The organism is Micromonospora sp. WMMA1996 (assembly GCF_002573675.1).
Lineage (GTDB): Bacteria > Actinomycetota > Actinomycetes > Mycobacteriales > Micromonosporaceae > Micromonospora > Micromonospora sediminicola.
Map to the genome: position 1 here is coordinate 60,275 of NZ_PDHU01000004.1, position 23,832 is coordinate 84,106.

Consider the following 23,832-nt stretch of genomic DNA (forward strand, 5'->3'; position numbering starts at 1 on the left):
CGGGCGTTCTCGCATTTCACGAGCGGTGGCGGCGGGATTTGAACCCGCGGAGGGCGTAAACCCTCACACGCTTTCGAGGCGTGCTCCTTAGGCCACTCGGACACGCCACCGCCGACGAGGGTACAGGACCACCGGTCTGGACGCCGAACCGGTATCCCTCCGGCCGGCCTGGCAGGATCTTTGCCATGAGTACGCACATCGGCGCTGAGCCGGGAGAGATCGCCGAGCGGGTCCTGATGCCGGGCGACCCGCTGCGGGCCAAGTGGATCGCGGAGACCTACCTCGAGGAGGCCCGCTGCTACACGACGGTGCGCGGCATGCTGGGCTTCACCGGGCGGTGGAACGGCGTCGACGTCTCCGTCCAGGGTTCCGGCATGGGCATGCCGTCCGCCTCCATCTACGCCCATGAACTGGTCAACGAGTACGGCGTGAAGTCGCTGATCCGGGTCGGGTCCTGCGGGGCCCTGACCGAGGACCTGGCGCTGCGCGACGTGGTGGCGGCGATCGGCTCGTCCACCGACTCGAACATGAACCGGATGCGTTTCGACGGGCTGATCGACTACGCCCCGGTGGCCGACTTCGGGCTGCTGCGTACCTCGGTCGAGGTGGCCGAGCGGCGCGGCATCAGCATGCGGGTCGGGCCGATCCTGGCCGCGGACGCCTTCTACACCGACCGGCCGGACCTCTACGACACGCTCGCCGACTACGGCGTGCTGGCGGTGGAGATGGAGTCCGCGGCGCTCTACACGATCGCCGCCCGCTTCAAGGCCCGCGCGCTGACCATCCTGACCGTCAGCGACCACATCAAGACCGGCGAGAAGACCACGTCGCAGGAGCGTGAGCAGACCTTCGGCCAGATGGTCGAGATCGCCCTCGACACCATCATCGCCTGACCGATCCGTTCCGCCGACCGCCCCGTCACCGCCCGGTGCCGGGGCGGTCGTCGTCCGCGCCGCGCCACGACCGACGCCGGCGCGGCGCGGCGGGCGGGTTCAGCGGAAGAACGCGCGCAGCACCGCCGCGCTCTCCGTCTCCAGCACGCCCCCGTACACCTCGGGGCGGTGCGTGACGCGGCGGTCGCGCAGCACGTCCCAGAGCGATCCCACCGCACCCGTCTTCGGCTCCCACGCCCCGAACACCACCGTCGAGACCCGGGCCAGCGCGATCGCACCGGCGCACATGGTGCACGGCTCCAGCGTCACCACCAGGGTGCAGCCGTCCAGCCGCCAGCGACCCAGCCGCTGCGCGGCCCGGCGCAGCGCCAGCACCTCGGCGTGCGCCGTCGGGTCGCCGGTCAGCTCCCGCTCGTTGCGCCCGATCGCCAGCTCGGCGCCGTCGGGGGCGTACAGCACGGCACCGACCGGCACGTCGTCGGCGTCCTCGCCGGGGGTGCCGCTGTCCGGGCCGGTCACCGCGACCTCCAGGGCCCGGCGCATCCACAGCTCGTGCCGCTGCCGGCGACCCAGCTCGCCGAGCCCGGCCAGCCACTCGTCGGCACCCGGCCCCGCGCCCGGCGGTCCCACCGTCTCCAGCGCCGGATCGGTGGCGTCGACCGGTTCCGCCGCGCCGGGGGTGACCGACTCTCCCGGCTCAGACCTCACGCAGCTCCTCGACGTCGTCCGCGCAGCCGAGCACCTGGCAGATCTCGGCGGTGACGTCCGCCGGCATGGAACCCTCGTGGGCGCAGAGCGCGAGCAGCTTCTGCGCCGGGATGCCCAGGTCGGCGAGGAGGTCTGCGTCGCCCACCGGGTCGGCCTCCGGGTCCACGGCCGGCTGCTCGCTGTCCTCGTCGCCGCCGGTCGGGCGCGGCTCGTCGACGTCCTCCAGCCCGGTGACCGAGGTCTTCAGGTCGCCCACCAGCAGCGCGCCCAGCCGGGACTCCTCCGCGTAGGCCGAGTCGGAGCCGAAGACCCGCAGGTCCTCCCCCTCGTCCAGGCGCAGGATCACCAGGTACGTGTCGTCCGCCTCGACGAAGAGCAGGGAGAGGTCGGCGTCCGGCTCGACGTCGCGCAGCCGGTCGGCCACCTCCTCGATGTCGGTGACGCCCCGCAGGCTCACCTCGCCGGCGGTCCAGCCACCGTCGACGCGCGCCACGGCAGCAGCGAAGTACGACACGGTCCCCCCAAATTGGCCTCGGCAGCACGCCGACACGTCACGCGATGCACGTTAACCGGTCGGGTCGGCGGGCGACCGGTCAACGCCCCGTAAGGGGCCGGCCGTTCCTGGAGAAAGTGGTTCAGCCGGCGACGCGCCGACGGGTGGCGATCAGCTGGCGCAGCCGCTCGGTGCGCGCCCGCTGCGGCCGTTCGCGCTGCTGTACCGCACGGGCACCGGCCAACTCGGCGAGGAGTTGCAGGCGACGGCGGCTCCGCTCGGGGTCGAGCCGCGGCGGTGTGGTCCAGGCCATACCGCGAGCGTGAACCGTCACCACGCGTTCGTCAAGATGGTCTTCGCTACGCAGCGAAACCGGCACCCAAGGTCACCAGAGCGGCCAGTCGCCGGACTGCGCCCACCGCACCGCGACGACCGCGGCGGCGATGCTCCAGCCGCCCGCGGTGACGATGGCCACCCCGGTCGCCACCCCCCGGTCGCCGTGGCGGACCAGCGCCGCGGCGGCCGCCCAGGCCACCCCGCCGGCGAACAGCGTCCACCACGCGTAGCCGGGCACATCGCGGCCGACCAGCCCGAACAGCAGCAGCCAGGCGAACGCGGCCACCGCGCCCACCGCGACGCCGCCGCCGGTGACCGGGTGCGGTTCGCGGTAGCTGGGCCGCATCGGCCCGCCGGACGGGAAGAGCCCCGACGGCGTACGCGGCGGCGGGTGCGCCACCCCCGGACCGGGCCCGTCGGATACGCCGTACCACCCGTTCGTCACCGCTGCCCCCTTCCCGGGTGAACCAGCTCAACAATCACGCACAGTAACCGATCGATGCGGCCGGCTCTCGGCGTTCGTCCCCACGGTAGTGGTCTGCCAGGATGATCGGATGCGCTCGCCATCGATCGGACGCCGCGCGCGTCCGGCGTACCCGGTCCTGCTGCTCGTGGCGGCGCTGGCCGCCGGGTGCGACCGCCCCGCCGCGCCCGCCGACGCCTGGCGGGACCCGAGCCCGATGGTGACCGCCGCGCAGCCGGCCGAGCCGGCGAGTCCCCGCCCGACCCCGCCGGCCGCCTCCTCCGCCGCCCCGACGCCGACCCGCACCGACGTGCGGCGGGTCTTCCCGGTCCGGGCCGGCAACGTCGACTACCACCCGACGCACGGCGGCTATCCGGGCACCGACCTCTTCGCCGACTGCGGCGAGCCGGTCGTGGCGGTCACCGACGGCGTGGTCCTGGAGGTCAGCCGGGTGGACCGGTTCGACAACCGCGGGCCGCTCGGGCCGAACAACGGCGGACTCTCGGTGTCGCTGCTCGGCGACGACGGGGTGCGCTACTACGGCTCCCACCTGAGCGCGATCACGGCCGGCGTCGACGCCGGCGTACGCGTGCGCGCCGGCCAGCAGCTCGGCAAGGTGGGCCGCACCGGCAACGCCAACAACGTCTGCCACCTGCACTTCGGGCTGTCGCCGAAGTGCACCGGCGCGAACGACTGGTGGATCCGGCGGGGTGTGGTCTGGCCGGCGCCCTACCTGAACTCGTGGCGTAAGGGCGGCAACCGGTCGCCGGTCGCCGAGGTCACCGCCTGGCAGCGCAAGCACGGCTGCCCGACGTCGCCCGGCCGGTCGACCGCCGGCGGCTGACCCCGACGCGCGGTGCGGGGCCACCCGGCGGGCGGCGCGAGCGCGTAGGTTCCAGGGCATGACTGCCCGGGACCCCATCGCCGACCTGCGCCGGATCGCATTCCTGCTGGAGCGGGCGAACGAGGCCACCTACCGGGTCCGGGCGTTCCGGTCGGCGGCCGCGGCGCTCGGCGCGCTGCCCGCCGGGGAGGTGGCGGAGCGGGCCCGCACCGGCAAGTTGACCGAGCTGGCCGGCGTCGGCGACGTGACCGCCCGCTGTGTCGTCGAGTCGCTGGCCGGCGAGGAACCCGTCTACCTGCGCCGGCTGGTCGCCATCGATGGCACCGACCTGGACGAGGAGGCGGCGCGGCTGCGGGACGCGTTGCGCGGCGACTGCCACACCCACTCCGACTGGTCCGACGGCGGCTCGCCGATCGAGGAGATGGCGCTGGCGGCGGTCGAGCTGGGGCACGAGTACGTGGTGCTCACCGACCACTCGCCCCGGCTCAAGGTGGCCCGGGGTCTCACCGCCGACCGGCTGCGCCGGCAGCTCGACCACGTGGCCGCCGTGAACGATGCGCTGCCGAAGGGCTTCCGCATCCTCACCGGCATCGAGGTCGACATCCTCGCCGACGGCTCGCTGGACCAGGACGACGAGCTGCTCGCCCGGCTGGACGTGGTGGTCGGCTCGGTGCACAGCGGCCTGAGCGACGACCGGGCGCGGATGACCCGCCGGATGCTGGCGGCGATCGGCAACCCGCACCTGGACATCCTCGGCCACTGCACCGGCCGGATGGTCTCGTCCCGGCCGGCGGGCGTGACCGGGCCGGGCGACCGGGGCCACCGGGCCCGCACCCGCAAGGAGAGCGAGTTCGACCCGGACGCCGTCTTCGCCGCCTGCGCCGAGCACGACGTCGCCGTCGAGATCAACTCCCGGCCGGAACGGCAGGACCCGCCGAAGCGGTTGATCCGCCGGGCGCTGGAGGCCGGCTGCCGGTTCGCGATCAACACCGACGCGCACGCGCCCGGTCAGCTCGACTGGCAGCGCTTCGGCTGCGAGCGGGCGGCGCGTTGCGGCGTACCGGCGGACCGGGTGGTCAACACGTGGACGGCCGACCGCCTGGTGAAGTGGACGGCGGGCCGGGGCTGAGCGGTCAGCCCCGGGCGGCCGGCTCGACCGTGCGCGCCGCGGGGGCCACCGGCTCCGGCCGGCGTGCACGCCTGCCGAACAGGCCCTGCGCGACCGCCACCCCGACGAGCACCACCAGCGCGCCGACCGGCTGGTGCCAGTTCATCCGCTCGCCGAGCACCACCGCGCCGACCAGCACCGCGAACACCGGGATCAGGTAGGTCACCGTGGACGCCGTGCTCGCCCCGGCCAGCCGGATGTTGCGCATGTTGATCACGAAGGCCAGCCCGGTGCCGAGCGCGCCGAGCGCGAGCACGCTGGCCACCACCCGCGGCGACAGGTCGGTCGGCATCGGGGGCGCGCCCGCCACCAGCGGCGCGACCAGCGCGAGCTGCGCGGTGGCCACGAGCAGTTGCGCCGCCGACAGCGACAGCCCGGAGTGCGCGCTGCCCGCGATGAACTTCTTCTGGTACGGGATCGCCAGGCCGTAGCAGGCCGCCGCCCCGAAGCACATGAGCTGGCCGGTGAAGTGGGCACCGCCCACGCCCTCCCAGACGCCGAGCACCACCAGCACGCCGACGAAGCCCAGCCCCAGCCCCACGGCCCGCCGCGCGGTCAGCCGCTCGGTGCGGAACACCAGCACGGCCAGCGGCAGCACGATCAGCGGCGTGGTGGCGTTCCAGATGCCGGCCAGCATCGACTCGACCCGCTGCTCGCCGAAGCCGAAGAGGGTGAACGGCAGCGCGACGCCGAACGCGGCGACCACCAGCATGTGCGCCCAGACCCGGGGCTCGCGGGGCAGCCGGTCGCGCAGCACGGCCAGCACCACCAGAAGCGTGACCGCGCCGGTGGCGACCCGGAAGAGGGTGAGCTGCACGGGGTGCAGCTCGGTCACCCCCACCTTGATGAAGAGGAAGCTGGAGCCCCAGATGGCGGCGAGCGCGACGAACCCGGGCAGCCAGCTCCGCAGCGGCGCGCGGTCAGGAGTGGTCTCGACTGTCACCCCTGACACTCTGCCCCTGGGGTACGACGATGTCGCGCGAAATTCAGACGCCGTGTCGACCGCCACAGCAACCGCCTTACAGTGGAGGCGTTGACCAGCCGAGGAGGTGAGACGTCGATGGCCATGCCCACGCCGTTCGATCCGCTCGTCGACTTCGACGGGATGTGGACCACCGAGCTCGCCGACCGTTACCTCCCGCTGCGCGAGCTGCCGAACGCGCGCTACGAGTGCATCGACGGAAGGCTGGTCATGACCCCCGCCGAGACCGGCACCAACAGCTATGCCGAGGGCGAGCTGCTGCATCTGCTCAAGCCCGCGGCGAAGGAAGCCGGCTACTACGTCTTCGGCCAGGTGAACCTGACCTTCAGCCCGGACCGCTGGATCCAGCCCGATCTCACCGTCCTGCACGCGTTGCCCGAGACCGACCAGGATGATCGCTGGATCCCGGTGCGGCTGTGCACCATGGCGGTCGAGTTCGTGTCGCCCGGCAGCCGCCGTCAGGACTTCGTGGACAAGCCCCGCCGCTGCGCCGAGGCCGGCGTCCCGTACTTCATGCGGGTGCAGGTCGTCCGCCAGATCCGTCACGTCGGCGTCGAGTTCCTCACCCTCCGCGACGGCGGCTACGTCAGCACGGCGCAGGCGGTCAGCGGCCAACGACTCAAGCTGGACGCACCCTTCACGATCGACTTCGATCCGGTCGAGTTGCTGCCCTGAGCCGTCGGGTCGGTGCCGGCGAACACGGCAAACACTGTCGACACCGGGGTGGCCCGGTCACGTAGGGTTCGCCCGTGGGACGAATCGATGACCTCGCCAACCGGTACGTGGCCGAGTGGGCTCCGCTGAGCCCGACCGGCGCCACCTACGTCGGCATCGCCGGCTACGACGACCAGCTCGACGACCTCTCGCCGGACGGCTACGCGGCCCGGGCGGACCTGGTCCGGCGCACGCTGGGCCAGCTCGACGTGACCGAGCCGGAGACCGAGGCGGAGCGGACCGCCAAGGAGGCGATGCAGGAACGCCTCGGCCTGGAGCTCGCCCGGCACGACGCCGGGGAGACCACCAGCGAGATCAGCGTCATCGAGAGCGGGCTGCACGAGATCCGGATGGTCTTCGACCTGATGCCGACCGACGGCGAGGAGGCGAAGGCCAACGTGGCCACCCGGCTCAACCGCTTCGCGTCGGCGCTGGAGGGCTACAAGCGCACGCTGCGCGAGGCCGCCGCCGACGGCCGGGTCAGTTCGCGGGTGCAGCTCGTCGAGGTGGCCAAGCAGTGCGACGTCTGGGTGGACCCGGAGGGCGACAACTTCTTCCACGGCCTGGTCGAGCGGCTCGACGCGGACGGCACGCTCGGCGCGGAGCTGCGCAAGGGCGCCGCCGCCGCGACCGCGGCCACCGCCGAGTTCGGTCAGTTCCTCCGCACCGAGCTGGCCCCGGTGGGGCGGGAGAAGCAGGCCGCCGGCCGGGAGCGCTACGAACTGGCCTCGCAGTACTTCCTCGGCGCCAAGGTCGACCTGGACGAGACGTACGCCTGGGGGTTCGCGGAGCTGGCCCGTCTGGAGGCCGACATGCGGATCGTGGCCGGGCAGATCGCCGGTCCGGGCGCCACGGTCGACGAGGCCGTCGCCGCGCTCGACGCCGACCCGGCGCGGACCGTGCGCGGCAAGGAGGCGTTCCGCGACTGGATGCAGGCGCTCGCGGACAAGGCGATCACCGAGCTGAACGGCACCCACTTCGACATCCCGGAGCAGGTCCGCCGGATCGAGTGCCGGTTGGCGCCGACGAGCGACGGCGCCATCTACTACACCGGCCCGAGCGAGGACTTCTCCCGGCCGGGGCGGATGTGGTGGGCGGTGCCGCAGGGCATCACCGACTTCTCGACCTGGCGCGAGGTGACGACCGTCTACCACGAGGGCGTGCCCGGCCACCACCTCCAGGTCGCCCAGACGGCCGTCCGGGCCGACCTGCTCAACCGCTGGCAGCGGCTGCTCTGCTGGGTCTCCGGGCACGGTGAGGGTTGGGCGCTCTACGCCGAGCGCCTGATGGACGAGCTGGGCTATCTGGTCGACCCGGGCGACCGGCTCGGCATGCTCGACGGGCAGGCGCTGCGCGCGGCCCGGGTCATCGTCGACATCGGCATGCACCTGGAGCTGGAGATCCCGGCGGACAACCCGTTCGGCTTCCACCCGGGCGAGCGCTGGACGCCGGAGCTGGGCTGGGAGTTCATGCGGGCGCACTGCCGGGTGCCGGACGAGAACCTGCGTTTCGAGCTGAACCGCTACCTGGGCTGGCCGGGGCAGGCGCCCTCGTACAAGGTGGGCGAGCGGATCTGGTTGCAGGCGCGGGAGGATGCCAAGGCCCGCAAGGGCGCCGACTTCGACCTGAAGGAGTTCCACCGCCAGGCGCTCGACCTGGGGGCGCTGGGGCTCGACCCGCTGCGCCGGGCGCTGGCCCGGCTCTGAGCACGGCGACGGCCGGGAGTCGGAGTTCCCTCCGGCTCCCGGCCGTTTCGCTGTCCGCGCCGGTCAGGCCAGGTCGACCCGGAGCACCGGCCGGGCGGTGAGGGACTTCGAGTTCTCGTACGCCAACTCCATCACCGGGTCGGTGAAGCTGATCGGGATCGGCGAGGTGATCGGGATCCCGTCCGGGAAGGGCAGGTCCGGCGTCAGCGTGATCTTGATGCCGAGCAGGTAGCCGACGAACCGGGTGGCGTAGAAGGCGACGTCGCCCTCGACGGTGAGCCGGTCGGTCACGTACCGCTGCTTCTTGCCGGCCGGGCCGCTGGCCAGCAGCGTGAAGTCGTCGGTGACCGCCTTGTCCATGGTGAACTTCAGGCACTTGAGCGTGCCGTCCCGGGTCGGCAGCTCGACGATGCCCTCGAAGCGCAGCCCCGTCATCGTGACCTTGGAGCCGGTGAGCCGGGACGGCGGGTCGGCGACGAGCGGCTGGTCGGGGTCGGCCGCCAGCTTGGGCAGCGGCTTGCCCTCCTCGACCGGCTTCGGCTTGGTCGGGGCCGGCTTGTCCTCGTCGCAGTCGGCGCCCGACTCGGCCGGGGTCGACGGCTTGGCGCTGCCGCTGGGCTTCGGCGTGGCGCTTCCACTCGGGGTCGCCGCGGCGGCGGCCACGGCCGACGCGGACGGCGACGGCTCGGCCTTGTCGTCGTCACCGCCGGTGAACAGGCCGGTGATGCCGTCGACGATGTCGGTCAGCAGGTTGCCGTCCTTCTCCTCCGCCGGCTCGGCCGGCGCGGTGGTGCTCGGACTGGCCGACGGGGAGGCCGTCGGGGTCTTCGAGGCGGACGGCTTGGGCGCCGGGGCCGAGGTGGTCGGGCAGGCCGCCGGTGCCGCGATCGCCGGCCGTTCGTCGCGGATCGCGACCAGCCCGGCCGCGGAGACGGCGAGGACCAGCAGGATCGCGTACGCCCGGGGCGGCTGCCCGGAACCGCGCGGCGCGTCCGTGGGCGGCGCGTCCACGGCCGGTTCCGCCGGGGCCGACTCCCGCAGCGGGTTGCGCGGCTCCGGCAGGGTGTCGGTGAGCACCCCGGTGGTGTCGTCCTCCCGCTGCCGGGGCAGCAGCTCGTCGACCAGGGCCGGCTCCGGCTCGTCGGCCGGCTCCTCGACCGGCTCGTCGTCGGTCGGTTCCGCCGGAGGCACGTCGGCGGCCGGGCCCTTGCGCGGCACCCAGGCGAAACCGAGCGCGCTGCCGACCATGCCGAGCAGCAGGCCGATGAAGAAGCCGCCGAGGTTCACACCGATCAGCGAGTAGAGCGCGGTGATCGCCGCGACCACCGCGTAGAACATGCGCTGCGCCGGGCTGAACCAGAGCAGCATGCCGCAGGCCACGAGGATGGTGGGGATGAGCCAGGACAGGAAGCCGGTCGGCCCCATCTGGAAGGTGAGGCCGTTGAGGCTCAACTGGGTGGTGGCGAAGATCTCCAGGCCGGCCAGGGTGGTGAAGAGCCCGCCCCAGAACGGCCGCGCCCGGCGCCACCGGCGGAAGCCACGCCACGCCTGGCCGAGCCGACCGGGCCGGGCCTGCTGCGTTTCGGCGGTTGTCACGTACTCCTCCTGGCGGTGCTGACGGGGTGAGACATGGTCGAGGCCCGCGGAGGGCGCCCTCCGCGGGCCTCGAGTTCAGATCAGAAGCATTCCTTGGCGTCCTTGCCCACGTTGACCTTGAGCTTCAGGCCGTTGAGGGTGAAGACGCCGGCGCTGGTGGAACGGGCCACCTGCTCCAGGTCCGTGATGGTCACCGCGTCGGCGCTCTGGCCGAAGGACTTCGGCACGACCGGCTGCGCCGGGTTCATGTCGGCCGCGTCCCGGCCGATCTTGATGTTCTCGAACCGGGCGTCACCCTCGAGCGAGTCCATGTCGATCAGCAGGTTGGTGGCGGTGGCCGGCTTGCCGCCGCCGCCGGCGTTGATGGTCAGCACGATCGGCACGCCGGGGATGCTGGCGTTGACCGACTGGCAGAGGTCGTAGAGCTTGGCGTCGGCGATCTCGGAGACCGCCACCGGGTGCTGGGTGCCGTCCGACTCCTTGGCGATGCCGCCGTACTGCTTGAAGCCGGTGCCCTCCAGCTTCGAGGCGCCGACCTTGAAGGTCTGGCCCGACACGGCGAACGACGCCGCGATGGCGCCGTTGGCCATCCCCAGCACGATGCCGCCGGCCACGACGGTCGCGGGCACCATCACCGCGGCGAAGCGCCGCCAGCGGGTGCCGCCACTCAGCTCGCGGTTCTCCGATTCACTCACAAGGTCCTCCTCGACGGGGGTGCGTCTCCGGACGCGGGACGCGACGCGGGACGGAAAGCTGCGGGGCGGCGCGGGTGCCGTTGTGCCGAACGGGCCGCGCGGTCGCGGATTGGATGCTCTCGCGAAGCGACAGACCTCACAAGCCCCTTGCTACTGACGGGTAACACAGCTGTGGTATCAAGATCGCCTACGGTTACCATCGGTTAACGTCCCGGCGACAACCGGCCCTGGGCAAACCGGCCTGATTACGACACGATGGCGCAGAGGTTTCACCTGTGGTAGCCATCACGGTCAAACATCACAGTTCAGTAACGGCCAGCTGACAAGCCGCTGAGGGTGAGGTGCCGATCACCCGTCCGGCCGACCCGCGACGACGACCGGAGACCGGTCAGCTCCGGCCGTCCAACCACGACCCCAGCAGGTGGCGGTCGATCGAGTCGATCCGGCCGAGCGGACGACCGGCGGTGACCCGGGCGCGCAGCTCGTCCCGGGTGAACCAGCGCGCCTCCACCACTTCCGCACCGTCGACCCGGACCTCCGTCGACGCCGCCGTCGCCCGGAAGCCGACCATCAGCCCGGCCGGGAACGGCCACGCCTGCGAACCCTGGTAGACCACCCCGCGCACCGCGATCCCGGCCTCCTCGACCAGCTCCCGCCGAACCGCGTCCTCCAGGCTCTCGCCGATCTCCACGAAACCGGCCAGCAGCGACCACGAGTCCTCGCCGGCGCCACGGTGCCGGGCCAGCAGGCAGCGCTCCGGCTCACCGGACGACTCCACCAGCATGATCACCGCGGGTTCGATCCGGGGGAAGAGCAGCCGGCCGCACCCGTCGCCGGTGCAGGCCCGGGTGTGCCCGCCCGCCCCGGCGACCGTCGCCGCGCCGCACGCGCCGCAGAACCGCTGGCCCCGGTGCCAGTGCAGCAACCCCTTCGCGTACGCCTGGACGGCCGCCTCGGCCGCCCCCAGCCCGCCCACCAGGGACCGGACGTCCACCGCCTCGACGGCGCCGGCCAGGTCGCGGGCCTCGCCCTCGGCGCGGCCGGAGAGGTCGGCGGCGAAGACCGCCCGGCCCTCCGCCAAGCCGAGGAAGACCGTCTCGTCGGCGGCGGCGAGCAGGCCGGCCGCACCGACCACCGCCGGTCGCACCGGCGTCCGCCCGGCGTCGACGAGGCACCGGTCCCGCCACAGCGGCAGCACCACGCTCTCCGGATCGGCCAACCGCCCGGCCAGCCAGGCCGGGTCGCCGCGCAGCGCCGCCGCCCGGTCCAGCCACCCACCGCCGTACGCGGCCACCACCCGGTCATCCGTCCGCACCCGCCCACCGTGCCACGACCGGCGACGGAGCGGGGGCCGGAAACGGGTGACGGGTACGACACCGGCACTCGCCCGACACGGCTGCCGGCCGGAGACTCCCGACCGGCTCGAGCGTTGGTTACCGTAGGTGTCTCCCGCGGGGGAAGCGGTCCCCGCGTGTCTTTCCGATCGAGGTTGCAGTGACGATGAACGGCGAGAAGATGCCGGCTGCCGACGACCGGCCCACCATCAAGGTGGCGGCGGTGAGCTGGCCCGGCGTCGAGCTGGAGCCGGTCGCCACACCGCCCGACACTGGCGGCGGGGAGAAGCCCGGGCGGTCCCGGCGCGGTTGGCTGCTGCTGGCCGGCGGGCTCACCGCCGCCGTGCTCGCCGCGGGCGTCGGCGTCGGCGCCTACGCCTACGCCGGCGACGTGCCCCGCGGCACCACCGTGCTCGGCACCGAGCTGGGCGGTCGGAGCCGGGCGGACGCTGCCCGGGCGCTCCGCGCCGAGCTGGAGCGCCGCGCCGAGACGCTGACCGCCCCGCTCACGGTGACCGTGGGCGAGAAGAAGGCCGAGCTGAAGCCGGCCGACGTCGGGCTCGCCATCGACGTGGACGCCACCGTCGCGGCGGCCGCCGCCGCCGACGCGCACGCGGTCAGCCGGCTCGTCGGGTCCCGCACGGTCGAGCCGGTGGTGACCGTCGATTCCGCCCGGCTGGAGGCCGCCCTGCGCAAGGCGATGGGCTCCCAGGGCCGGGAGATGACCATGCCGGCCATCATCTGGACCGGCACCACCCCCAAGCCGGTCTACCCGAAGCCGGCGCTGACCGTGGACACGGCCGGCGCGACCGAGGCGGTGACGTCCGGCTGGCTCGCCGCCCGGCCGGTCACCGTGCCGCTGGTGGAGAAGTGGCCGGCAACCACCCGCGAGGAGGTCGACCGGCTCGTCACCGAGCTGGCCCGGCCGGCCGTCTCCGCACCCGTCACGCTCACCACCGACGGCGGGTCGGTGACCATCCCGCCCGCCGCCATCGCCAGGTCGCTGCGCTTCTCGGCCGACGAAGCCGGGACGCTCACCCCCCGGGTCGACGTCAAGCGGCTGCGTGCCGCGCTCGGCGGCAAGCTGGCCACGCTCGAGGTGGAACCGCGCGACGCCGGGCTGACCATCAGCGGCGGCAAGCCCAAGGTGGTGCCCAGCCGCGCCGGCCGCCAGGTCGACGCCGCCGCGCTCGGCCCCGCACTGCTCGCGGTGCTGCCCAGGTCGACCGGCCGCTCGGTCAGCGCCGAGCTCAAGCCGGCCGCGCCGGAGCTGACCGAGGCCGCGCTCGCGGAGCTGGGCATCAAGGAGCGCGTCTCCACCTTCACCACCCGGTTCACCGGCGGCCTCTCCTCACCGCGCAGCCAGAACATCGTCCAGGCCGCGAAGGACGTGGACGGCACGATCGTGAAGCCGGGGGAGACCTTCTCGCTCAACGGCCACACCGGTGAGCGCGGCTACGACCAGGGCTACCAGGACGCGCCGACGATCGTGGGCGGCAAGCTGGTGCCGGGGGTGGGTGGCGGTGTCTCGCAGTTCACCACCACGCTGTTCAACGCGACCTACTACGCGGGGATGCAGGACGTCGAGCACAAGCCGCACTCGTTCTACTTCAGCCGCTACCCGGCCGTGATCGAGTCGACCATCTACTGGCCCCAGCTCGACTTCAAGTTCCGCAACAACACGCCGCACGGCGTGCTCATCGACACGTCGTACACGTCCAGCACGATCACCGTGTCGATCTGGAGCACCAAGATCTACGACAGCGTGAAGACCGAGTACGGCCCGCGTCGGAACATCACCCAGCCGAAGACCGTCTACCTGAAGCCCGGACCGGACTGCATCGCCGCGGCGGGCAGCGTGGGGTTCGCGCAGGACGCGTACCGGGTGATCAAGAAGGACGGCAAGGTGATCAAGCGGGAGAAGTTCAGCTGGCGCTACGACCCGGAGCCGCGCTTCATCTGCGCGCCCGAGCCGGGCGCCTGACCCGCGCACACGAGGAGGCCCCGCCCGGCATGGCCGGCGGGGCCTCTCGCTGTCCTCAGTGGTTCTCAGGGCCGCGCCGCGGCCAGGCCCTCCCGCACGCCGTCCGCGTCGCGGTCGGTGCCGTAGACCGGCGTGTCCGGCTGCTGGCGCCAGCTCTCGTCCAGCGTGCCGGCGTCCACCGGGTCGAAGCCCAGCTCGTCCACCAGCCCCATGACGATCCGCTTGGCGTCCGCGTCGTCGCCGGCCACCGGCAGGGCGATCCGGCCCACGGCGCCCGCCGGCTTGCCGTTGTCCATCAGGTGCGCGGCCTGGATGTTGTTGAAGACCTTGACCACCCGGGCGCCCTTGAGGTGGTCCGCCGTCCAGCGGCTCGAGCTGAGGCTCCGGTCCAGCAGCTCCGGGATCTCACCGTCGCGCTGGGCGTAGTAGTTGTTCGCGTCGACCACGAGCTTGCCGTCGAAGAGCGCCGCCGGCAGCTGCGGCACCGCCTTGAGCGGGATCGCGACGACCACCAGCTCCGCGCCCCGGACGGTCTCCTCCAGCCCGGCCGCCCGCGCGCCGGTCTCGGCGGCGAGGTCGGCGAGGCTCTCCGGCCCGCGGGAGTTGGCCACCGTCACGTCGTGGCCCAGTGAACTCAGACGACGGGTGAGGGTGCCCCCGATGTGCCCCGACCCGATGATTCCGATCTCCATGACCACTCCTGTACCCCGGCCGGTCCGTCCCGATCACAAACCCGCCGTACGCCACGTCACGTTTCCGTAGCCGCCAGGGGCGGCCAGGCGCACGGAAGGATCCCCGACCGACGGTACGAGACAGCCCGGGCCGGCCGTGGTGATTCCGGCCGGACCGGCGGAGGAAATGCGTCAGGGCCACCCCGTGAGGGGTGGCCCTGAGCTGAAGATTGTCCGGCGGTGTCCTACTCTCCCACACCCTCCCGAGTGCAGTACCATCGGCGCTGGAGGGCTTAGCTTCCGGGTTCGGAATGTTGCCGGGCGTTTCCCCTCCGCCATGACCGCCGTAACTCTATGAACATGTCAACCAACCCGATGGGTGGTGTTTGTTCAGAGTTGCACAGTGGACGCGTAGCAGCTTGGTAGTCAAGTCCTCGGCCTATTAGTACCGGTCAACTGAACCCGTTACCGGGCTTACATTTCCGGCCTATCAACCCAGTCGTCTAGCTGGGGGCCTTACCCCACAAATGTGGGTGGGATACCTCATCTTGAAGCGAGCTTCCCGCTTAGATGCTTTCAGCGGTTATCCCTTCCGAACGTAGCTAACCAGCCGTGCCCCTGGCGGGACAACTGGCACACCAGAGGTTCGTCCGTCCCGGTCCTCTCGTACTAGGGACAGCCCTTCTCAAGTATCCTACGCGCACGGCGGATAGGGACCGAACTGTCTCACGACGTTCTAAACCCAGCTCGCGTACCGCTTTAATGGGCGAACAGCCCAACCCTTGGGACCTGCTACAGCCCCAGGATGCGACGAGCCGACATCGAGGTGCCAAACCATCCCGTCGATATGGACTCTTGGGGAAGATCAGCCTGTTATCCCCGGGGTACCTTTTATCCGTTGAGCGACACCGCTTCCACATGCCAGTGCCGGATCACTAGTCCCGACTTTCGTCCCTGCTCGACCTGTCAGTCTCACAGTCAAGCTCCCTTGTGCACTTGCACTCAACACCTGATTGCCAACCAGGCTGAGGGAACCTTTGGGCGCCTCCGTTACCCTTTAGGAGGCAACCGCCCCAGTTAAACTACCCACCAGACACTGTCCCTGAACCGGATAACGGTCCGAAGTTAGATACCCAAATCAACCAGAGTGGTATTTCAAGATTGCCTCCACCCATACTGGCGTATGGACTTCACCGGCTCCCACCTATCCTACACAAGCTAATTCAGATACCAATGTCAAGCTATAGTAAAGGTCCCGGGGTCTTTCCGTCCTGCCGCGCGTAACGAGCATCTTTACTCGTAATGCAATTTCGCCGGGCCTGTGGTTGAGACAGTGGGGAAGTCGTTACGCCATTCGTGCAGGTCGGAACTTACCCGACAAGGAATTTCGCTACCTTAGGATGGTTATAGTTACCACCGCCGTTTACTGGCGCTTAAGTTCTCCGCTTCGCCCCGAAGAGCTAACAGGTCCCCTTAACGTTCCAGCACCGGGCAGGCGTCAGTCCATATACATCGAATTACTTCTTCGCATGGACCTGTGTTTTTAGTAAACAGTCGCTTCCCCCTGCTCTCTGCGGCCATACAACGCTCCACCCGCGCGGGGCTTCACGTCTCCGGCCCCCCTTCTCCCTAAGTTACGGGGGCAATTTGCCGAGTTCCTTAACCACAGTTCGCCCGATCGCCTCGGTATTCTCTACCTGACCACCTGTGTCGGTTTGGGGTACGGGCCGCTAAGAACTCGCTAGAGGCTTTTCTCGGCAGCATAGGATCACTGACTTCACCTGAATCGGCTCGGCATCACGTCTCAGCCTATGTGCACCGCGGATTTGCCTACGGTACGGCCTACACGCTTACCCCGGCACAACCACCGGCCGGGATCAGCTACCTTCCTGCGTCACCCCATCGCTTGACTACTACCCGTCAGGTTCCCACGCTCACCACCATCAGTCCGAAGACGTCCGGCAGCTCGGATGGTTAGCACAACGAGGTTCATCAGGGTCGCTCTTTCGCGGGTACGGGAATATCAACCCGTTGTCCATCGACTACGCCTCTCGGCCTCGCCTTAGGTCCCGACTCACCCAGGGCGGATTAGCCTGGCCCTGGAACCCTTGGTCATCCGGCGGAAGGGTTTCTCACCCTTCTTTCGCTACTCATGCCTGCATTCTCACTCGTGCCGCGTCCACAGCTGGGTCACCCCGCTGCTTCACCCCCGGCACGACGCTCCCCTACCCATCCACACACCTGCACAAGGAATCAAGTCCAAGCGAGGTTGAAATGTGAATGCCACAGCTTCGGCGGTGTGCTTGAGCCCCGCTACATTGTCGGCGCGGAACCACTTGACCAGTGAGCTATTACGCACTCTTTAAAGGGTGGCTGCTTCTAAGCCAACCTCCTGGTTGTCTATGCGATCCCACATCCTTTTCCACTTAGCACACGCTTAGGGGCCTTAGCTGGTGATCTGGGCTGTTTCCCTCTCGACTACGAAGCTTATCCCCCGCAGTCTCACTGCCGCGCTCTCACTTACCGGCATTCGGAGTTTGGCTGATTTCGGTAAGCTTGTGGGCCCCCTAGACCATCCAGTGCTCTACCTCCGGCAAGAAACACGCGACGCTGCACCTAAATGCATTTCGGGGAGAACCAGCTATCACGGAGTTTGATTGGCCTTTCACCCCTAACCACAGGTCATCCCCCAACTTTTCAACGTTGGTGGGTTCGGCCCTCCACGCGGTCTTACCCGCGCTTCAGCCTGCCCATGGCTAGATCACTCCGCTTCGGGTCTAGAGCATGCGACTATGTTCGCCCTATTCAGACTCGCTTTCGCTACGGCTCCCCCACACGGGTTAACCTCGCCACATGCCACTAACTCGCAGGCTCATTCTTCAAAAGGCACGCCGTCACCCCGCAAGGCTCCGACGGATTGTAGGCGAACGGTTTCAGGTACTATTTCACTCCCCTCCCGGGGTACTTTTCACCATTCCCTCACGGTACTCGTCCGCTATCGGTCACCAGGAAGTATTTAGGCTTACCAGGTGGTCCTGGCAGATTCACGGCAGATTTCAGGAGTCCGCCGCTACTCGGGAACACCCACAGAAGACTGGCAACTTTCACCTACCGGACTATCACCGTCTACGGTCAGCCATTCCAGACTGTTCGACTAGCCACCAGCTTTGTAACTCCTCGAGTGCGTGTCAGCACACTCAGCAGGGTCCCACAACCCCAACCACGCAACCCCTGACAGGTATCACACGCAGCCGGTTTAGCCTCAATCCGCTTTCGCTCGCCACTACTCACGGAATCACTATTTGTTTTCTCTTCCTACGGGTACTGAGATGTTTCACTTCCCCGCGTTCCCCCCACACACCCTATGTGTTCAGGTGCGGGTGACATCACATGACTGATGCCGGGTTTCCCCATTCGGACACCCTGGGATCACAGCTTGGTTGACAGCTCCCCCAGGCCTATCGCGGCCTCCCACGTCCTTCATCGGCTCCTGGTGCCAAGGCATCCACCGTTCGCCCTTGACAACTTGACCACAAAGATGCTCGCGTCCACTGTGCAATTCTCAACAAACAACCAACCCACAACCCACAGCCCCACACCAAACCCGACCACCGCCGGCGGTATGCAGGACCAGGCCATGCCTGGATAACCGTCTCCCACCACCACGGGCAGGAGCATGGTTCTGAAAAAACAACCGTGGTTGTTCCTTCAGGACCCAACAGGGTGCTTACATCAGTCACCAGCCGCACCACGGACTCGTTCCCACCACCCCCGAAGAAGCAGCTGTACTAGAGGAACCATGGCCGTTGCCGGCACCCGACTTGCCAGTGTCTCCGCCATCTGAGCACCCCGACCCGACATTCGCAGGTCGCGGGCTCCATGCCACCTTTCGGTGGATGGTGCTCCTTAGAAAGGAGGTGATCCAGCCGCACCTTCCGGTACGGCTACCTTGTTACGACTTCGTCCCAATCGCCAGCCCCACCTTCGACGGCTCCCTCCACAAGGGTTGGGCCACCGGCTTCGGGTGTTGCCGACTTTCGTGACGTGACGGGCGGTGTGTACAAGGCCCGGGAACGTATTCACCGCAGCGTTGCTGATCTGCGATTACTAGCGACTCCGACTTCACGGGGTCGAGTTGCAGACCCCGATCCGAACTGAGACCGGCTTTTTGGGATTCGCTCCACCTCACGGTATCGCAGCCCATTGTACCGGCCATTGTAGCATGCGTGAAGCCCTGGACATAAGGGGCATGATGACTTGACGTCATCCCCACCTTCCTCCGAGTTGACCCCGGCAGTCTTCGATGAGTCCCCGCCATAACGCGCTGGCAACATCGAACGAGGGTTGCGCTCGTTGCGGGACTTAACCCAACATCTCACGACACGAGCTGACGACAGCCATGCACCACCTGTGACCGCCCCCGAAGGACCTGCCATCTCTGACAGTTTTGCGGCCATGTCAAACCCAGGTAAGGTTCTTCGCGTTGCATCGAATTAATCCGCATGCTCCGCCGCTTGTGCGGGCCCCCGTCAATTCCTTTGAGTTTTAGCCTTGCGGCCGTACTCCCCAGGCGGGGCGCTTAATGCGTTAGCTGCGGCACAGGGAACCGGAGAGGCCCCCCACACCTAGCGCCCAACGTTTACAGCGTGGACTACCAGGGTATCTAATCCTGTTCGCTCCCCACGCTTTCGCTCCTCAGCGTCAGTATCGGCCCAGAGACCCGCCTTCGCCACCGGTGTTCCTCCTGATATCTGCGCATTTCACCGCTACACCAGGAATTCCAGTCTCCCCTACCGAACTCTAGCCTGCCCGTATCGACCGCAGGCCTGGGGTTGAGCCCCAGGTTTTCACGGTCGACGCGACAAGCCGCCTACGAGCTCTTTACGCCCAATAAATCCGGACAACGCTCGCGCCCTACGTCTTACCGCGGCTGCTGGCACGTAGTTGGCCGGCGCTTCTTCTGCAGGTACCGTCACTTACGCTTCGTCCCTGCTGAAAGAGGTTTACAACCCGAAGGCCGTCATCCCTCACGCGGCGTCGCTGCATCAGGCTTCCGCCCATTGTGCAATATTCCCCACTGCTGCCTCCCGTAGGAGTCTGGGCCGTGTCTCAGTCCCAGTGTGGCCGGTCGCCCTCTCAGGCCGGCTACCCGTCGTCGCCTTGGTAGGCCATCACCCCACCAACAAGCTGATAGGCCGCGAGCCCATCCCAGGCCGAAAAACTTTCCACCACCAACCATGCGATCGGAGGTCATATTCGGTATTAGCCCCGGTTTCCCGGGGTTATCCCAAAGCCTAGGGCAGGTTGCTCACGTGTTACTCACCCGTTCGCCGCTCGAGTACCCCGAAGGGCCTTTCCGCTCGACTTGCATGTGTTAAGCACGCCGCCAGCGTTCGTCCTGAGCCAGGATCAAACTCTCCAACAAAAATCTTTGTCGGACACAATGTCCTGGCAACAAAAGTGTTGCCAAAGGAATCCCAACCAGCAACCATTCCAAAGAACAGCCACCAGTCCGGGGTATAAAACAATTGGCACTGGCTTTACAAGCACCCTGTTGAGTTCTCAAAGAACAACCACACACCAACCAGAAGCCCCACACCGTGGAACCCCCGACCGGGGCATCTCGTTCATGTCCGCCGCTCTCGCGCCGGGCACTTTTACTACGTTACCTCACCGTCTCCGCCGTGTCAAACCGTGTGTCCCGGTCTGTCATGCTTCGTACGGGTTGGCGCCGCTGACCGCGCGCAGCGGCAAGCCGTGCGCTTGATCATCGGATTTGGCAGGCCGGCCGCTGCGGTTTCCCGCAAGCTCGCCCGGTGCCCTGCCGGTCGACAACCTTACCCGGTCGGTTCCGCTCCGCCAAATCCGCCCTGCGGCGTTTTGGCGGGGCCTCGCCCGGACCGCGTCCTCAGGAGGCAGAGCCTCCGTCCGACCCGGTACCACCTCGGTTCGGCACTCCCGGGCTTTCGTCCCGTTTGCCCCGTTCCGCGCTGGCAGAGAGAAAGTTACGCGTCTGCGGGTTTGATCGTCAAATCCAGGGGTAGCGTCCCGCGTCACACCATCTTCGACCGCAAATCTCCCCAGCTCAGCACCACTACCGGAACGCTCGGCGTCCTCGTCCGGTCCTGGTGACCAAGGAGTTCCGGTCAGGAGAACGGTCCCTGAGCGACGCAAACTCCTTGGTCAACGCCGGGAGAGCGGGAGAGGCGGGCGGAGGGAGTCAGCGGCGGCGGGTGGCGAGCCAGGCGCGGAGGCCGAGGACGCCGACGGTCGTACCGATGGCCAGGGACGCGGCGATGAGCAGAGCGTGCACCCAGAGGAAGGCGGTGGGATCGCCCTCGCCGACGACGCCGGCGGACCAGGCCCGCGGGTCGTTCCAGATGGCGACCGCGAACCTCGGCCAGATCACCCAGGTCCACCCGCCGACCCCGAGCAGGAACAACGACCAGCCACGCGACAGAACCATGGTCGGCCAGTATGCCAGCGGCAGCTCCCGGCGCCGGCGGGCCGGAGGATCCGACCCGCCAGTGGACCCGAGGAGCGGAACGGCCGGCGCGCGGACGGCCCGACCCACCGGCCGGGAGCGGAGACGTCAGAAGCAGGTGACCGCGCCACCGATGGCCGGGTTGGCCCGGTCGTGGTGGTGGACCACTCCCGACGGGTCGGTCATCGAGCCGCCCCAGACGACGCACCGGGCGCGGACGTAGCCGTGGACCGGGCCGGCGGCGTAGCGGCGGCTGCCCTGGTCGACCACGAAGGGCAGGTGTTCCGGAGCGAGGTAGACGCGGGTCTCGGTGAACGTGCCGGCGTACGCGGACTTGACCGTGACCGCGCAGCCGTAGCCGGTCAGGAGGTTGCGCAGCAGGTGCACGCTGCCGAGCGCCTCCCCGGTGGCGGCATCGTGGATCGGGTCCTGGTCGACGGCGGCGTACCCGGGGCCGCAGAGCGCCTCGGGGAGCGACGTCGGGGTGGCGCCCGTGAGCGCGACCAGGACGGCCGCCGCGGCCGTCGAGACGCCGACGCGTCGAATGAGCCGTTGCATCTGCACTCCTTTGTTCGCTGCCACCGATGCGGGCAAAGAATGGTCGACACGGCGACCGCCGCCGAATGTGCGCCGGTCACACCACCGGTGGTCAGCCGATGTGCCGACCGGCCGTCGTATCGGCCCTGAGCTGGGGCGGAGACGATACGGCACGGGCTATGAGCTATCTCGCAGAAATGAGGCGAGGTGAATTCGCCAATTGCGTCCGCGTTTCCGGCGGCGGTCGGCGGGGCACCGTCGAGAGTCCCGAGACGACGATCCGGAGGTGCCGTGATGCAGCCGTTCAACCCGTGGTCCTGGCGGGATCCCGCCGCTCTCGCCGGGGGTTACCAGCAGACCGACCCGGACGACGTGCCGCAGCAGCGCTCCGGGGACGCGGACGACCGACCGGACGCGCCCGGTCCGGGCACGCCGATCGACCTCACCGGCTACCGGGTGGAGGCGACCGACGGCCGGATCGGCTCGATCGACGAGGCCAGCGAGGACGCCGACGCCCGGTACCTGGTGGTGGACACCGGGCCCTGGATCTTCGGGAAGAAGGTGCTGCTGCCGGCGGGCACCGTCGCCCGGGTCGACCACCTGGAGCGCGTGGTGCACGTGGACCGCACGCGGGATCAGGTGAAGGAGTCACCGGCGTTCGACCCGGACGACTTCGGCCGGGCCGACTACCGGGACCGGGTCGGCAGCTACTACACGGAGAGCTACCGGCAGCACTGACCGCCTGAGGGGCAGCCGGCGGCGCCGGTGAGCCGCTACCGTGTCAGACATGCCCCGGTCGAACACCTGCGACCCGGAGACCCCCGTCGGTCTCCGGGGTCGCCGTGCCGACGACGGCCGGGAGCAGATCCTCGACGTCCTTCGTGCCGGCGGGCTGCGGTTCCGCGCCGGCGGGCGATGGCGGCGCTCGCTCTGACGAGCCCACCTCCACCGATCCGGGTCACCCGGGTCGGCCCGCGCATCCGCGCGTCCCCGCCAGCGACCGGCACGAAAGGCGTACCACCATGTCCTCAGCACGCATGCTCACCGGCGACCGCCCGACCGGGCGGCTGCACCTCGGCCACTACGTCGGCAGCATCGCCAACCGGGTGCGGCTGCACCAGCGCTACGAGAGCTTCTTCATCATCGCCGACCTGCACATGCTCACCACCCGCAACAGCCGCCCCGACATCGAGCGGGTCGCACACAACGCCCGGGAGATGGTCACCGACATCCTCGCGGCCGGTGTCGAGCCGGACCGGGCCACGTTCTATCTCCAGTCGGCGATCCCCGAGGTCGGTGACCTGAACACGCTCTTCCAGAACCTCATCACGGTGCCCCGGCTGGAGCGGGTGCCGTCGCTGAAGGAGATGAGTCGGGACGCGGGCAAGGACGAGATGCCGTACGGGCTGCTCGGCTACCCGGTCCTCCAGGCTGCCGACATCCTCTGTGTGAAGGGGCAGGTCGTGCCGGTGGGCAGGGACAACGCCGCGCACGTCGAGGTGACCCGGGAGATCGCCCGCCGGTTCAACCACCTCTACGGTGAGGTCTTCCCGGTGCCCGACCTGATCATGTCGGAGACGCCCACGCTGGTCGGCACCGACGGCGCCGGGAAGATGAGCAAGAGCAGGGGGAACGCGATCGGGCTCGCCGACGACGCGGCGACCGTGCGCCGCAAGGTGATGGGGATGTACACCGACCCGAACCGGGTCCGCGCCGACGTGCCCGGGACGGTCGAGGGGAACCCGGTCTTCGCGTTCCACGACATCTTCAACCCGGACCGGGAGCAGGTCGAGGACCTCAAGACCCGCTACCGGGCGGGCCGGGTCGGTGACGTCGAGGTCAAGGAGGCCCTGACGACCGCGCTCAACCGGTTCCTCGACCCGATCCGGGAGCGCCGCGTCCGGTTCGAGGCGCAGCCCGGTCTGGTCGACGAGCTGATCGTCGCCGGCACCGAGCGGACCCGCGCCGAGGTGCGCCGCACGCTCGTCGAGGCCCGCCGGGCGATGGGCCTGACCGGCGCGTACACCCAGGTGCGGCGACGGGCCGAGCGCTATCGCAAGGCCGCGGCCACGCCGGCCTGACGACCCGCCGGTCCGGGGTACGCGGTTGCGCGTACCCCGGACCGGCCGGTTACGCTCCCGACATGACCAGCGCGCAGGCGTACCCGACGGCGTCCTCCGACGTCCGGCTCGGCGCGCTGCGACGCCGGCGGTCCCGCGACCGC

20 protein-coding genes, 1 tRNA gene and 3 rRNA genes are annotated in these 23,832 nt (G+C 69.3%); 9 read left to right on the top strand and 15 right to left on the bottom strand.

The features are described from left to right. Window positions 1–23: 23 nt before the first annotated feature. Window positions 24–110: transfer RNA gene (locus COO58_RS24550), tRNA-Ser, on the bottom strand. A gap of 75 nt (window positions 111–185) precedes the next feature. Between COO58_RS24550 and deoD the strand changes: the two genes are divergently transcribed. Next, window positions 186–893, top strand: coding sequence for a purine-nucleoside phosphorylase (gene deoD / locus COO58_RS24555; protein ID WP_091568373.1), 708 nt, complete (start codon window positions 186–188; stop codon window positions 891–893). A 99-nt stretch (window positions 894–992) separates the two neighbouring features. Here the strand turns inward: deoD and COO58_RS24560 are convergent, their stop codons facing one another. From COO58_RS24560 to COO58_RS24570, 4 genes are all read right to left on the bottom strand, one after another. Further along, window positions 993–1,601: a nucleoside deaminase gene (locus COO58_RS24560; RefSeq protein WP_098747448.1), complete on the bottom strand. Its 609-nt coding sequence runs from the start codon at window positions 1,599–1,601 to the stop codon at window positions 993–995. Continuing rightward, window positions 1,591–2,115, bottom strand: a complete 525-nt coding sequence (locus COO58_RS24565) for a tRNA adenosine deaminase-associated protein (protein WP_091568366.1) — start codon at window positions 2,113–2,115, stop codon at window positions 1,591–1,593. The genes COO58_RS24560 and COO58_RS24565 overlap by 11 nt, the downstream gene beginning before the upstream one ends. 121 nt (window positions 2,116–2,236) lie before the next feature. Further along, window positions 2,237–2,407, bottom strand: coding sequence for a hypothetical protein (locus tag COO58_RS30375; protein ID WP_172967891.1), 171 nt, complete (start codon window positions 2,405–2,407; stop codon window positions 2,237–2,239). A 72-nt stretch (window positions 2,408–2,479) separates the two neighbouring features. Beyond that, the gene (locus tag COO58_RS24570) at window positions 2,480–2,776 is read right to left on the bottom strand and encodes a hypothetical protein (RefSeq protein WP_091576827.1); all 297 of its coding nucleotides are present in this window, start codon (window positions 2,774–2,776) and stop codon (window positions 2,480–2,482) included. A 334-nt stretch (window positions 2,777–3,110) separates the two neighbouring features. On the opposite strand from COO58_RS24570, the gene COO58_RS24575 reads away from it, so the two are divergent. Next, complete coding sequence (locus COO58_RS24575) at window positions 3,111–3,737, top strand: M23 family metallopeptidase (protein WP_369700221.1); 627 nt, start codon at window positions 3,111–3,113, stop codon at window positions 3,735–3,737. Window positions 3,738–3,795: 58 nt separating this feature from the next. Beyond that, entirely contained in the window at window positions 3,796–4,866 is a 1,071-nt protein-coding gene (locus COO58_RS24580) for a PHP domain-containing protein (protein WP_098747450.1), read from the top strand. 4 nt (window positions 4,867–4,870) lie between these two features. On the opposite strand, the gene COO58_RS24585 is transcribed toward COO58_RS24580, so the two are convergent. Beyond that, entirely contained in the window at window positions 4,871–5,848 is a 978-nt protein-coding gene (locus COO58_RS24585) for a DMT family transporter (protein ID WP_176558963.1), read from the bottom strand. Window positions 5,849–5,938: 90 nt separating this feature from the next. Between COO58_RS24585 and COO58_RS24590 the strand changes: the two genes are divergently transcribed. Both COO58_RS24590 and COO58_RS24595 read left to right on the top strand, forming a co-directional pair. Then, entirely contained in the window at window positions 5,939–6,562 is a 624-nt protein-coding gene (locus tag COO58_RS24590) for a Uma2 family endonuclease (RefSeq protein ID WP_218012420.1), read from the top strand. Between the two features lie 74 nt (window positions 6,563–6,636). Further along, entirely contained in the window at window positions 6,637–8,307 is a 1,671-nt protein-coding gene (locus COO58_RS24595; protein ID WP_098747453.1) for a DUF885 domain-containing protein, read from the top strand. A gap of 63 nt (window positions 8,308–8,370) precedes the next feature. Here the strand turns inward: COO58_RS24595 and COO58_RS24600 are convergent, their stop codons facing one another. From COO58_RS24600 to nudC, 3 genes are all read right to left on the bottom strand, one after another. Then, window positions 8,371–9,903, bottom strand: coding sequence for a DUF6114 domain-containing protein (locus tag COO58_RS24600; RefSeq protein ID WP_098747454.1), 1,533 nt, complete (start codon window positions 9,901–9,903; stop codon window positions 8,371–8,373). Between the two features lie 80 nt (window positions 9,904–9,983). Then, a complete protein-coding gene (locus tag COO58_RS24605; protein WP_091576824.1) occupies window positions 9,984–10,535 on the bottom strand; it encodes a DUF6230 family protein in 552 nt (183 codons plus the stop codon). A 451-nt stretch (window positions 10,536–10,986) separates the two neighbouring features. After that, on the bottom strand, window positions 10,987–11,913 hold the full coding sequence (gene nudC / locus COO58_RS24610; RefSeq protein ID WP_091568339.1) for an NAD(+) diphosphatase: 927 nt from the start codon (window positions 11,911–11,913) through the stop codon (window positions 10,987–10,989). Between the two features lie 185 nt (window positions 11,914–12,098). Here nudC and COO58_RS24615 point away from each other — a divergent pair, with 185 nt between their 5' ends. After that, window positions 12,099–13,916: a VanW family protein gene (locus COO58_RS24615; protein WP_176558964.1), complete on the top strand. Its 1,818-nt coding sequence runs from the start codon at window positions 12,099–12,101 to the stop codon at window positions 13,914–13,916. A 65-nt stretch (window positions 13,917–13,981) separates the two neighbouring features. On the opposite strand, the gene COO58_RS24620 is transcribed toward COO58_RS24615, so the two are convergent. From COO58_RS24620 to COO58_RS24645, 6 genes are all read right to left on the bottom strand, one after another. Continuing rightward, complete coding sequence (locus COO58_RS24620) at window positions 13,982–14,608, bottom strand: NADPH-dependent F420 reductase (protein WP_098747565.1); 627 nt, start codon at window positions 14,606–14,608, stop codon at window positions 13,982–13,984. Between the two features lie 211 nt (window positions 14,609–14,819). Then, window positions 14,820–14,936 (bottom strand): 5S ribosomal RNA (gene rrf / locus COO58_RS24625). A 73-nt stretch (window positions 14,937–15,009) separates the two neighbouring features. Continuing rightward, window positions 15,010–18,119, bottom strand: a 23S ribosomal RNA gene (locus COO58_RS24630). A 378-nt stretch (window positions 18,120–18,497) separates the two neighbouring features. Continuing rightward, window positions 18,498–20,012: ribosomal RNA gene (locus COO58_RS24635) — 16S ribosomal RNA — on the bottom strand. Together the 16S, 23S and 5S rRNA genes form the textbook arrangement of a ribosomal RNA operon. 795 nt (window positions 20,013–20,807) lie before the next feature. After that, complete coding sequence (locus COO58_RS24640) at window positions 20,808–21,053, bottom strand: SCO4848 family membrane protein (protein WP_091576822.1); 246 nt, start codon at window positions 21,051–21,053, stop codon at window positions 20,808–20,810. A 126-nt stretch (window positions 21,054–21,179) separates the two neighbouring features. Beyond that, window positions 21,180–21,629, bottom strand: a complete 450-nt coding sequence (locus tag COO58_RS24645; protein WP_091568324.1) for a hypothetical protein — start codon at window positions 21,627–21,629, stop codon at window positions 21,180–21,182. A gap of 273 nt (window positions 21,630–21,902) precedes the next feature. Here COO58_RS24645 and COO58_RS24650 point away from each other — a divergent pair, with 273 nt between their 5' ends. The 3 genes from COO58_RS24650 (at window position 21,903) to trpS (ending at window position 23,689) form a co-directional block, all read left to right on the top strand. Continuing rightward, on the top strand, window positions 21,903–22,346 hold the full coding sequence (locus COO58_RS24650; protein WP_091568321.1) for a PRC-barrel domain-containing protein: 444 nt from the start codon (window positions 21,903–21,905) through the stop codon (window positions 22,344–22,346). Between the two features lie 49 nt (window positions 22,347–22,395). Beyond that, a complete protein-coding gene (locus COO58_RS30380; protein WP_157779165.1) occupies window positions 22,396–22,542 on the top strand; it encodes a hypothetical protein in 147 nt (48 codons plus the stop codon). Between the two features lie 88 nt (window positions 22,543–22,630). After that, window positions 22,631–23,689, top strand: coding sequence for a tryptophan--tRNA ligase (gene trpS / locus COO58_RS24655; protein WP_098747461.1), 1,059 nt, complete (start codon window positions 22,631–22,633; stop codon window positions 23,687–23,689). Window positions 23,690–23,832: the final 143 nt, after the last annotated feature.